Genomic DNA, 10,868 nt, shown 5'->3' with positions numbered 1-10,868 from the left:
TGCCAGCACCGGCCCGGCCTCCCAGACCACGGTCGGGGCGGGCACACCGGCGGCCCGCGCCGCGGGGCCGACCACCCACGGCGCGGCCAGCAGGATCGCCAGCACCACACCGAGGTCGGCCAGGAGCAGCGGCCAGCGCCGCCCGGTCGGGCGCGCGTAGCCGGCCGCCGTCACCCCGCTCCAGGCCAGCATCAGCAGCAGTACGCCGCCGGCGGCCAGCGGGTGGGCGTACCGGTCGGCGTCGCGGAGGACCAGCACGCCGACGTACGCCAGGGAGGCGAACCGGAACACCGCGATCGACCGCCAGAGGGGGACCTCCAGGCCTCCGGGGGACGACGGCATGGGCGACACCCTGCCACAGCCGGGGGCGACGCGGGGAAGGGCGGTGGATGCGGCTCCGGAAACCCTGACGTACGGTGGAAATGCCGCGAAAACTCTGGGACCGACTGTTCGGACGGGGCCATGACGAACGCTGAACTCCCCGCACCGCGTACGGTTGTGCCCATCGACCCTTCTCTCCTCATCGCCGAAGCCTTCGAACAGGCTCAGGTGACCGAGCTACGCCACTCGGTCACCTCCTGCGCGCACGCCGCGGGGCTCAGGGGGCAGCGGCTGGACGACTTCGTCCTGGCGGTCAACGAGCTGATCACCAACGCCGTGCGGCACGGCGGCGGGCAGGGCTCGCTGCGGCTCTGGCGCCGCACCGGCCACCTGGTCTGCCAGGTCGCCGACCACGGGCGGGGGATCAGCGCGCAGCGGCTCGACAACCGCAGCCGGCCGGCCGCGGACACCGCCGGCGGCTGGGGCCTCTGGCTGGCCCGAGAGCTCAGCGACTCGATGGAGGTCGAGACCGGTACGGCCGGCACCACGGTACGGATCAGCGCCGCCCTCGCCCTGCACCAACGCAGCGGCCGGCATCGCGCCGACTAGCCCCGCCCGACCGCCACCCGTACCGGCCACCCGCCGGGCGGCGGGGCGGGCGCCCGGCGGGTACGGTGCTGCCGTGACCGGAGAGTTCGTCGCCGCCATCGATCAGGGCACCACCTCGTCACGGTGCATCGTCTTCGACCGGGCCGGGGAGATCGTCTCCGTCGCCCAGCGCGAACACCGCCAGATCTTCCCGCAGCCCGGCTGGGTCGAGCACGACGCGGACGAGATCTGGGAGAACGTCCAGCGGGTCGTGCTGGAAGCGCTGGACGCCGCCGGCACCGGGCCGGACGGGCTGGCCGCCATCGGCATCACCAACCAGCGGGAGACCACGGTGGTGTGGGACCGGTCCACCGGCCGGCCGGTGGCCAACGCCATCGTCTGGCAGGACACCCGCACCGGCCCGCTGCTCCGCGACCTGGCCGACCGGTACGACGAGGAGCGGCTGCGCACCCGCACCGGCCTGACCCTGGCCACCTACTTCGCCGGCCCGAAGCTGTGCTGGCTGCTCGACCACGTCGACGGACTGCGCGAGCGCGCCGAGCGGGGCGACGTCCTCTTCGGCACGATCGACAGCTGGCTGATCTGGAAGCTGACCGGCCGGCACGTCACCGACGTGACCAACGCCAGCCGGACCATGCTGATGGACCTGGAAACCCTCGACTGGGACCCCGAGCTGCTGGCGGCGATGCGGGTGCCGGCGGCGATGCTGCCGGAGATCCGCTCCTCGGCCGAGGTCTACGGCACCGCGGACGGGGTGCTCGCCGGAGTGCCGGTGGCCAGCGCCCTCGGCGACCAGCAGGCCGCGCTCTTCGGCCAGACCTGCTTCCAGCCCGGCGAGGCCAAGTGCACCTACGGCACCGGCAGCTTCCTCCTGCTCAACACCGGCGCCAGCCCGGTCGCCTCCCGGAACGGCCTGCTCACCACGGTGGCCTACCGGATCGACGGCCAGCCGGCCGTGTACGCCCTGGAGGGCGCGATCGCGGTCACCGGCTCGCTGGTCCAGTGGCTGCGGGACAACCTGGGGCTGATCTCCACCGCACCGCAGATCGAGGAGCTGGCCCGCACCGTCGACGACAACGGCGGCTGCTACGTCGTACCGGCCTTCTCCGGGCTCTTCGCCCCGCACTGGCGCAGCGACGCCCGGGGCGTGATCGCCGGGCTGACCGCCTACATCACCAAGGGCCACCTGGCCCGCGCGGTGCTGGAGGCGTCCGCCTGGCAGACCCGCGAGGTGGTCGACGCGATGAATGCCGACTCCGACGTGGCGCTGCGCCGGCTGCGGGTGGACGGCGGGATGACCGGCAACAACCTGCTCATGCAGTTCCTCGCCGACGTGCTGGACGTGCCCGTGGTCCGCTCCCGGATCACCGAGACCACCTGCCTCGGCGCGGCGTACGCGGCCGGCCTCGCGGTCGGCTTCTGGCCGGACCTGGCCACCCTGCGCGAGCAGTGGAGTTCGGACGCCCAGTGGACGCCGCGGATGGACCCGGCGCACCGGGAGCGGGAGCTGCGCAACTGGCGCAAGGCGGTGCAGCGCACCCTCGACTGGGTGGACTGACTACGCCCAGTGGTTGCCGGTGAGCTTCTCGTAGACCTCGACGTAGCGGGCCCGGGTCGCCTCGACCACCTCGGCCGGCACCTCCGGCGCCGGGCCCTGCCGGTCCCATCCGCTCTCGGTGGCCCAGTCCCGGACGTACTGCTTGTCGTAGGAGAATTGCGCCCGGCCCGGCTGGTACGACTCGGCCGGCCAGAACCGGGAGGAGTCCGAGGTCAGCACCTCGTCGCCGAGGACCAGCGTGCCGTCCGGCGCCCAGCCCAGCTCGATCTTGGTGTCGGCGACCAGGATGCCCCGGTCGGCGGCGATCTCGGCGCCCCGCCGGTAGACGTCGAGGGTGATCCGATGCAGCTGCTCGGCGGTCTCGGCGCCGACCTTGTCGACCACCTGCTGGTAGGTGATCGGCTCGTCGTGCTCCCCCTTCGGCGCCTTGGTCGACGGGGTGAAGATCGGCTTGGGCAGGATCGACGCCTCCACCAGACCCCGCGGCAGCTCGACGCCGGAGACCGCGCCGGTGCGCTGGTACTCGGCGAAACCGCCGCCGGTCAGGTAGCCGCGCGCCACGCACTCGACCGGGACCATGTCCAGCCGGCGGCAGCGGATCGCCCGGCCGGCGAATTCCGCCGGCACGTCGGTGGCGGAGATGACGTGGTTGGGCACCAGGTCGGCCAGCTGCTCGAACCACCAGAGCGACAGCGCGGTGAGCAGACGGCCCTTGTCCGGGATCGGCGTGGGCAGCACCACGTCGTAGATGGAGATGCGGTCGGAGGCGACCAGGATGAGGTCGTCGCCGTCGGCGTAGAGGTCCCGAACCTTGCCGGAGTGCAGAAGTTCCACGGCGCCTAGTACACCATGAGCCGGCGGACCGCCCGGTGCGGCCACCGGGCGTCGCGCCGACCGGCGACGCGGCCCGCCCCGCCCGGCCGTTGACACCCGCCCGGCCGGCCTGTGTAAATGATCCGTCCGCCGCACCTCGCCAGCGTCCGAGGAGTACCCGTGCACGCTCTCCCGTCGGTGCCGCTCCGTCCCGGCGTCGACCGGCGTCGGCTCCTCGGTGCGCTGGCTGGCCTGCCGTTGCTCGCCACCGGAGGCCTGACCGGATGTGGCGCAGAGGAGGAGACCCGGGTCGACGACGGGCCGATCGAACTCTCCGTCTTCTGGTGGGGCGGGACCCGGCGGGCCGAGGCCACCGAGAAGGCGCTGCGGCTCTACTCCCAGCAGAACCCCCGGGTCCGCTTCCGGGTGACCTGGCAGGCGCTGACCGGCTACTACGACCGGCTGGCCACCCAAGCCGCCGGGGGCAACGTGCCGGACCTGTTCCAGATCGACGACACCCTCCTCACCGAGTACGCGCAACGCGAGATCGTGCTGGACCTCACCGACCGCGTCGCGGACAACCGTCTCGACCTGCGCGGCCTGCCGCCGGGGCTGGCCCGCTACGGGCAGGTGGGCGACCGCACCATGGCCGTCGCCGCCGCGGAGACCAGCGCCGCGGTCGTCTACAACCGGAAGCTGCTGCACCGGCTTCGACTGCCCGAGCCACGGACCGGCATGTCGTGGCGGGAGTACGTGGAGTGGGCCGCCGGGGTGACCCGGGCGTCCGGTGGCACGGTGGCCGGCACGATGGATGCCTCCGGGGACTACCGAGCGCTCTGGCTCTGGCTGCGGGGCCAGGGCGGCGAGCTGTACCAGGGACGGCAGCTCGGGTTCAGCGCGGGTGAGCTGGTCGAGTGGTTCGAGCTCTGGGAGGTGGCCAGGTCTCGGCGGGCCACGCCGAGCGCCGCCCTGGTGGAGCAGGCGGACACCGGAGACCTGGCCCACCAGCTCGTCGTCACCGGGCATGCGGCGGCGTCGTTCGCGTGGTCGTACCAGCTGCCCGAACTCCAGCGCTACACGCACGACGAGCTGGGGCTGAGCGGTTTCCCCGGCACCCCGGCGGCGCAGTGGCCCCGCGCCTCGATGTACTGGGCGGGGTTCCGCGGCACCCGGCACCCGGGAGTGGTCGTCGACGTGATCAATTTCCTGACCAGCAACGTGGCAGCGGGACGGCTCCTCGGCCTGGACCGGGGGCTGAACGCCAGCCTGCCGGTCCGGGGTTACGTCGAGGAGGGGATCACGGACCGGGCGCAGAAGGAGGTCGTCGCGCTCGGCTCCGGCCTGAAGGACCTGCTGGGCCCGGTTCCCGCGCCGCCGCCGAAGGGGCACGCGAAGGTGCGGGCCCTGCTCGTCGCCGCCGCCGAGAGCGTCCGCTCCGGACGGTCCGGGGCCCGCGCGGCCACCTCCCGGTTCATGGCCCAGGCCAACGCGGCGCTGGCCCAGTGATCCGGTCGGGCTCGCGGCGCCGTTGGAACGGACCGCGGGCCCGCAGCGGCGATGGTCGCCGGCCGCGGGCCCGGTCGGCTCAGCGCGGCGGTCCGCCCCGCCGGTTCCGCATCAGCCGCAACACCAGCAGCACGATCGCGACGACCACCACCAGGCAGCAGAGCAGGCCGAGGAAGCCTCCCCCGCCCCGGGACCTCCGCCGGGCAGCCTCCGTCACCAGCTCGCCCGAACTCGTGGACGCCCAGGCCGCGACCGGTACGAACACCGAGAGCACGACCGTACCGAGGACCGCGCCGAGCCGGCCCCACCACTTGCTCCATGCAGACATGAGCTCATCCTCGCCGAGAAGTGCAACCGGGGCAGGCCGGACGACTGGACACAGGGTGGGACAAGATACGGCGAAGGGCCCCGGAGGCATCTCCGGGGCCCTTCGCGAACAAGTAGCGGGGACAGGATTTGAACCTGCGACCTCTGGGTTATGAGCCCAGCGAGCTACCGAGCTGCTCCACCCCGCGTCGGCTTCAATAGCCTATCGCATCCCGGCCGGGGAGATCAGCCGGGTCCCCGATCACGTCCGCCGGGCCCCGAACAGGTCCGTCGGCCGTCGCCGGGAACCGGAAACGGCCCCGAGGATCAGATCCTCGGGGCCGTTCCGTCGTGGTAGCGGGGACAGGATTTGAACCTGCGACCTCTGGGTTATGAGCCCAGCGAGCTACCGAGCTGCTCCACCCCGCGTCGGTCCGTCAACAATATCGCACCACCGGCCGACCCGCAAAACCGGGTCAGCGGTTGGGCGACGCCGAGGCCGACGGGGCCGGGCTGCCGCTCGGCGCCGGCCCGGACGAGGTGCCCACCGCCGCCTGCGCCTCCTGGAACGCGGTCATCGCCTCGTCCAGCGCCTTCAACGCCCGGCCGTACCGCTCGAAGTCGCCGGACGCCTGCGCGGCCTTCACCTCCGCGATGGCGCTCTGCACCTTGCCGGCCGCATCAGCCAGCGCACCGGTGAGCGGGGGCGGGTTGGCCCCGGTGTTCGGCGGGGGGTTGGTTCCGCCGGTGGGCGGACTGCCCTGGCCCGCCCGTTTGCCCAGCTCGACGAGCTGCTTGATGCCGTCGTTGAGGTTGTTCGCCAGCACCACGTACGACCCGCCGTCGCCGTACGACAGCAGCACCTTCTGCAGCAGCGGATACGCGTCCTGGTTACTGCTCTTCACGTAGACCGGCTCGACGTAGAGCATGCCGTCGGCGAAGGGCAGCGAGAGCAGGTTGCCGTACTGCACCTGGGCCTGGTTGGACGAGAGCAGGTTGAGCTGCGGCCGGATCTCGCCGTTGTTGGTCATTTGCTGGTGCACCTGCACCGGGCCGGAGATCCGGGTCTGGTCCGGCAGCTCCAGCACCTCCAGCTTCGGCTGCCCGTCCACGTACGAGCCGGAGACCAGCGCGGCGAGGTTCTGCCGGCCGTTCGGGGTGACCGCGGAGGTGAGCTGGAAGCGCGGCCCCTCCTGCCCGGGGAACTGGGTGAACAGGTAGTACGGCGGCTGCTTCTGGCCGCTGTCCGGCGCGTCCGGCACGTTCGGGACCTGCCAGAAGTCCTGGCCCGAGTAGAAGTCGCCGGGGTCGGTGACGTGGAACTTGGTGAGCAGGTTCCGCTGCACCTTGAACAGGTCGGCCGGGTAGCGGAAGTGCTCGGCCAGCTCCGGCGGGATGGCCGACTTCGGCAGCACCAGGTCGCCGCCGAACGCCTTGTTCCACGCCTTCAGCACCGGGTCGCTGTCGTCGAACTGGTAGAGCCGGACCGTGCCGTCGTACGCGTCGACGGTGGCCTTGACCGAGTTACGGATGTAGTTGATGTTCTCCCGGGCGAGCTGGAACGTGCCCCGCCCGGTCAGCTCGTCGGTCGTCTCCGCCTGGAGGTTGACCCGCTCGGCGTACGGGTAGGTCGCCGCGGTCGTGTAGCCGTCCACGATCCACTGGACGCGGCCGTTCACCACCGCCGGGTACGGGTCGCCGTCCAGCGTGAGGAACGGGGCGACCTTCTCCACCCGGTCACGCGGGTTGCGCACGTAGAGCAGCTTCGAGTTGTCGTTGACCGCCTCGGAGAGGAGGAAGTTCGACTCCTGCTCCTTGATCGCGTAGAGCAGCCGACGGGTGAACGAGCCGATCTTGACGCCGCCCTCGCCGCTGTAGGTGTAGTACTGCTCTCCCCCGGTCGAGGTCGGGCGGTCGAACTCGACGTTCCGGTCCCCGGACTGCCCGACGATCGCGTAGTCGTTCGGCTCCATCCGCTCGCCGTAGTAGATCCGCGGCTGCTGGGCCGGGATCTGCTCGGTCTGCGAGGAGCACGCCTCCTGCGCCTTTTCGCCGAGGAAGCCGGAGACGAAGTACGGCTGGCCGCCGCAGACCACCTGGTTGGCCGGCGCGCCGACGAGGCCGTACCCGTGGGTGAAGACGGTGTGCCGGTTGATCCAGTTGTTCTGGGTCAGCTCGCCGTAGTTGATCTCACGGACGCCGACCACGTAGTCGGAGGTCTTGCCGCCCACCGCATACCGGTCGATGTCCAGCTTCGGGCCGAAGTCGTAGAAGCCGCGCACCTGCTGGAGCTGGGTGTACGTCTCGGAGACCAGCTGCGGGTCGAGCAGCCGGACGTTCGACACCACCGAGGTGTCGGTGGCCAGGTTCGCCGGCGGGACGAGGTTGTTCGCCGCGTATCCGGTCGTCTTCGTCCCGCTCAGCCCGTACGCCGCCCGGGTCGCCTCGATGCTCCGCTGGATGTACGGCGCCTCCTTGTCCCGGGCGCTCGGCTTGACCTCGAAGGTCTGCACCGCCCACGGGTAGATGCCGCCGATCGCGACGGCGGAGACGCCGAGCAGGGCGAGCGAGATGCCCGGCCAGACCAGGTTCCGCATCACCGCGCTGGAAAACACGATGATCGCGATCGCCACCAGGACGGAGATGTAGGCGAGGATCTCCTTGGCCGGCAGCAGCGCGTTGACGTCGGCGTAGCCGGCGCCGTAGAGCTTGGTGCCCTCGTTGTACTCCAGCAGCATGGCCCGCCGGTCCAGCACGTACGCGATGGCCTTGAGCAGGACGAAGACGGCGACCAGGGTGCTCAGGTGGGCGCGCGCGGCATTGGTCATCCGGTCGCCGACACCCTGCAGCCGCACCCCGCCGAAGAGGTAGTGCACGGCCAGCGCGCCGAGCAGGGAGAGCACCACCGCGGTAAAGCCGACACCGAGCAGGTAGCGCCAGAACGGGAGTTGGAAGACGTAGAACCCGACGTCGACTCCGAACTCCGGGTCCTTGACGCCGAAGCTGCCGCCGTTGCGGAAGAGCAGCCACTGGCCCCACCGGCTCTGCGCCGACAGCCCGGCGAAGAGACCGATCACCGCGGAGACGAGGGCGATCCAGGCGCCGAGCCGGGGGCTGAGCAGCATCCGGTACCGCTCCAGGGCGGCCTGCTCGAGGGAGTGCGGGCGGAGCTGCGGCCGCAGCCGGTGGGCCAGCCAGAGGTTGCCACCGATGATCGCGGCCATGCCGAGCCCGATCACCAGGAAGAGCAGCAGCCGGGTGGCGAGCACCCCGGTGAAGACCTGGGTGTAGCGGACCTCGTCGAACCAGAGCCAGTCGGTCCAGGCGTTGACCCCCCACCCGAGCAGGGTGAAGAGCACGAACACCCCGATCAGGACCCCGATGGTGACGCGTCCGCGCCGGCTCATCCTCGGCAGGGGGCTGCTACGCATGACCACTGTTGGCTCCGCACGCTCGATGTGATCGGCTCCGACCAGGGACCCAGAGTACGGGGTGTTCCTGAATACGTCGGGTCAAGGTCACGTCACGATCGCATTCGGTCGCGGAGTCCCGGCTCAGCAGCGGGTCGGCTGCCCCCCGGCGCGCAGCGTATCCAGCGCCTTGAGCGCGTCGTCGAGGGTTGCCACCCTCAGCAGCGGGAGGTCGGGCTGCGGGTTGCGGACCGCCTCGGCGCAGTTCTCCGCCGGCACCAGGAAGACCTTCGCCCCGGCGTCCTTGGCGCCGACCAGCTTCTGCGCGATGCCGCCGATCGGACCGACCCGGCCCTCGTCGTCGATGGTGCCGGTGCCGGCGACGACCTTCCCGCCGGTCAGGTCGGCCGGTTCCAGCTTGTCCACGATGCCGAGGGCGAACATCAGGCCGGCGCTCGGCCCGCCGATGTCACCGAGGTCGATCTTGAGGGTGAACGGGTGCGGCTGCTGCTGGTCGATCTCGATCCCGATCCGCGGCCGGCCGTCCTGCTCCCGGCTGGTCACGGTGGCGGTGGCGGCGGTGCCGTTGCGGGTGTAGCCGATCTTGAGCGGGGTGCCGGCCGGCTTGGCGCGGATCAGCTCGGTCAGCCGGGCGGCGCTGGTCACCGGCTGACCGTCGACGGAGGTCAGCACGTCGCCCGGCTTGAGCACGGCGGCCGACGGGCCGCCCGCGGTGACGCCCTTGACCAGGACCTGGATCGGGAAGCCCAGCTCGCGCAGCGCGGCGGTCTCCGCGCTGGTCTGCGAGTTCTGGAAGTCCTCGGCGTTGCGCTTCTCCACCTCCTCCTGCGATTCGCCCGGCGGGTAGACCAGCTCGCGGGGCACCACCGCCTCGTCCGGCGAGAACCAGCCGGCGAGCGCGGAGCGGAGCTTGACGGTGGGCTGCACACCGACCGTGGTCAGCCGCAACTGCCCGGCGGAGGTGGACGTCGCGCGGCCGGAGACCTGGATGACCTCCTTGCCGTCCGAGGTGCCGAGCGTGTTGACCGTCGGGCCGGGGCCGAGCACCACGTACGGGATGGGCACGCTCAGCACGCCGATACTGAGCAGGGCGGTGAGCAGTGCACCGAGGAGTACGGTCACGCCGCGACGTCTCATGCGGCAGAGCGTACCGATCCACGCGGCGGCGTCCGGCGCAGCGACGGCCGGACTTCGCCCTCAGCGCAACGCCAGCAGCGGCGACCTGGGGTGGGGCACGCGTACCGTAGATGTCGTGCCTGATATTCCGTTCGGATTCGCGCTCCCGGGTGGGCAACCACCAGACCCCAACGATCCCGCGCAGATGCAGCAGTTCATGTCGCAGTTGCAGCACCTGCTCTCCGCGCCGGGCAGCGGGCCGGTCAACTGGGACCTCGCCCGGCAGGTGGCCGCCAGTCAGCTCGCCGCCACCGGCGACCCGGCGGTCTCGCCGTTCGAACGCAACGCGGTGGAGGAGGCGCTGCGCATCGCCGACCTCTGGCTGGAGCCCGCCACCTCGTGGCCCTCCGGCATCCGCACGTCGGTCGCCTGGAACCGCAACGAGTGGATCTACAAGACCCTCGACGTGTGGCGCAAGCTCTGCGACCCGGTGGCCAGCCGGATGGTCGGCGCGATGGGCGACCTGGTGCCGCCGGAGGCGCGCGCCCAGCTCGGCCCGATGCAGTCGATGGTGGCCACGCTCGGTGGCGCCCTCTTCGGCGGCCAGCTCGGCCAGGCGCTCGGCTCGCTCGCCGCGGAGGTGCTCTCCGCCGGCGACATCGGCCTGCCGCTCGGCCCGGCCGGCACCGCCGCGCTCATCCCCGCCAACATCCGGGCGTACGGCGAGGGCCTGGAGCTGCCCGAGGACGAGGTACGCCTCTACGTCGCCCTGCGCGAGGCCGCGCACCAGCGGCTCTTTCAGCACGTGCCGTGGCTGCGCGGGCACGTGCTCACGGCCGTGGAGAACTACGCCTCGGGCATCCGGGTCAACCGGGAGGCGATCGAGGAGGCGATGGGCCGGCTCGACCCGACCGATCCGGAGTCGATGCAGGCGATCGCCCTGGAGGGCATCTTCACGCCGGAGGACACCCCGGCGCAGAAGGCGTCCCTGGCCCGGCTGGAGACCGTGCTCGCGCTGGTCGAGGGCTGGGTCGGCCACGTGGTGGACACCGCGGCCGGCGACCGGCTGCCCAACGTCGTCCGCCTCGGCGAGGCGTTCCGCCGGCGCCGGGCCGCCGGTGGGCCGGCCGAGCAGACGTTCGCCGCCCTGGTCGGCCTGGAGCTGCGCCCGCGCCGGCTGCGCGAGGCGTCGGTCCTCTGGGCGGCGA

The 10,868-nt window shown here is 71.8% G+C and carries 9 protein-coding genes and 2 tRNA genes; 4 read left to right on the top strand and 7 right to left on the bottom strand.

Annotated features, from left to right (window positions below; all coding sequences use genetic code 11):
- On the bottom strand, window positions 1–342 hold a 342-nt coding region (locus DKL51_RS25815), incomplete at its 3' end, for a DUF5931 domain-containing protein (RefSeq protein WP_221623241.1).
- A gap of 120 nt (window positions 343–462) precedes the next feature.
- Between DKL51_RS25815 and DKL51_RS25810 the strand changes: the two genes are divergently transcribed.
- Together DKL51_RS25810 and glpK are read left to right on the top strand one after the other, a co-directional pair.
- Complete coding sequence (locus tag DKL51_RS25810; protein ID WP_109945420.1) at window positions 463–930, top strand: ATP-binding protein; 468 nt, start codon at window positions 463–465, stop codon at window positions 928–930.
- Window positions 931–1,003: 73 nt separating this feature from the next.
- Window positions 1,004–2,488 (top strand): glycerol kinase GlpK, encoded by a 1,485-nt coding sequence (gene glpK / locus DKL51_RS25805; protein ID WP_109945419.1) that lies wholly within the window; start codon window positions 1,004–1,006, stop codon window positions 2,486–2,488.
- Here glpK and DKL51_RS25800 read toward each other — a convergent pair whose 3' ends face one another.
- Window positions 2,489–3,322: a phosphoribosylaminoimidazolesuccinocarboxamide synthase gene (locus tag DKL51_RS25800; RefSeq protein ID WP_109945418.1), complete on the bottom strand. Its 834-nt coding sequence runs from the start codon at window positions 3,320–3,322 to the stop codon at window positions 2,489–2,491. It lies immediately after the preceding gene.
- A 159-nt stretch (window positions 3,323–3,481) separates the two neighbouring features.
- On the opposite strand from DKL51_RS25800, the gene DKL51_RS25795 reads away from it, so the two are divergent.
- Window positions 3,482–4,807 carry an ABC transporter substrate-binding protein gene (locus DKL51_RS25795; RefSeq protein WP_109945417.1) on the top strand — a complete coding sequence of 442 codons (1,326 nt, stop codon included), beginning with the start codon at window positions 3,482–3,484 and terminating at the stop codon, window positions 4,805–4,807.
- Between the two features lie 79 nt (window positions 4,808–4,886).
- Here DKL51_RS25795 and DKL51_RS25790 read toward each other — a convergent pair whose 3' ends face one another.
- The 5 genes from DKL51_RS25790 to DKL51_RS25770 all read right to left on the bottom strand — a co-directional run bounded on the left by DKL51_RS25790 (window position 4,887) and on the right by DKL51_RS25770 (window position 9,681).
- On the bottom strand, window positions 4,887–5,135 hold the full coding sequence (locus DKL51_RS25790) for a hypothetical protein (RefSeq protein ID WP_109945416.1): 249 nt from the start codon (window positions 5,133–5,135) through the stop codon (window positions 4,887–4,889).
- A gap of 113 nt (window positions 5,136–5,248) precedes the next feature.
- Window positions 5,249–5,322: transfer RNA gene (locus DKL51_RS25785), tRNA-Met, on the bottom strand.
- Between the two features lie 143 nt (window positions 5,323–5,465).
- Window positions 5,466–5,542 (bottom strand) — tRNA-Met (locus tag DKL51_RS25780).
- 47 nt (window positions 5,543–5,589) lie between these two features.
- Entirely contained in the window at window positions 5,590–8,544 is a 2,955-nt protein-coding gene (locus DKL51_RS25775; RefSeq protein ID WP_185734923.1) for a UPF0182 family membrane protein, read from the bottom strand.
- 123 nt (window positions 8,545–8,667) lie between these two features.
- Entirely contained in the window at window positions 8,668–9,681 is a 1,014-nt protein-coding gene (locus DKL51_RS25770) for a YlbL family protein (RefSeq protein WP_165823152.1), read from the bottom strand.
- A gap of 115 nt (window positions 9,682–9,796) precedes the next feature.
- On the opposite strand from DKL51_RS25770, the gene DKL51_RS25765 reads away from it, so the two are divergent.
- On the top strand, window positions 9,797–10,868 hold a 1,072-nt coding region (locus tag DKL51_RS25765; RefSeq protein WP_148097845.1), incomplete at its 3' end, for a zinc-dependent metalloprotease.

The organism is Micromonospora globispora, assembly GCF_003857015.1.
Taxonomy (GTDB): domain Bacteria; phylum Actinomycetota; class Actinomycetes; order Mycobacteriales; family Micromonosporaceae; genus Micromonospora; species Micromonospora globispora.
This window is presented reverse-complemented; position numbering and strand designations above follow the sequence as displayed.

What these genes read in the sequence shown, in the direction of transcription:
- DKL51_RS25775 (WP_185734923.1), bottom strand. Translation starts at nt 8,544, where the DNA reads ATGCGTAGCAGCCCCCTGCCGAGGATGAGCCGGCGCGGACGCGTCACC.
- DKL51_RS25790 (WP_109945416.1), bottom strand. Translation starts at nt 5,135, where the DNA reads ATGTCTGCATGGAGCAAGTGGTGGGGCCGGCTCGGCGCGGTCCTCGGT.
- DKL51_RS25770 (WP_165823152.1), bottom strand. Translation starts at nt 9,681, where the DNA reads ATGAGACGTCGCGGCGTGACCGTACTCCTCGGTGCACTGCTCACCGCC.
- DKL51_RS25810 (WP_109945420.1), top strand. Translation starts at nt 463, where the DNA reads ATGACGAACGCTGAACTCCCCGCACCGCGTACGGTTGTGCCCATCGAC.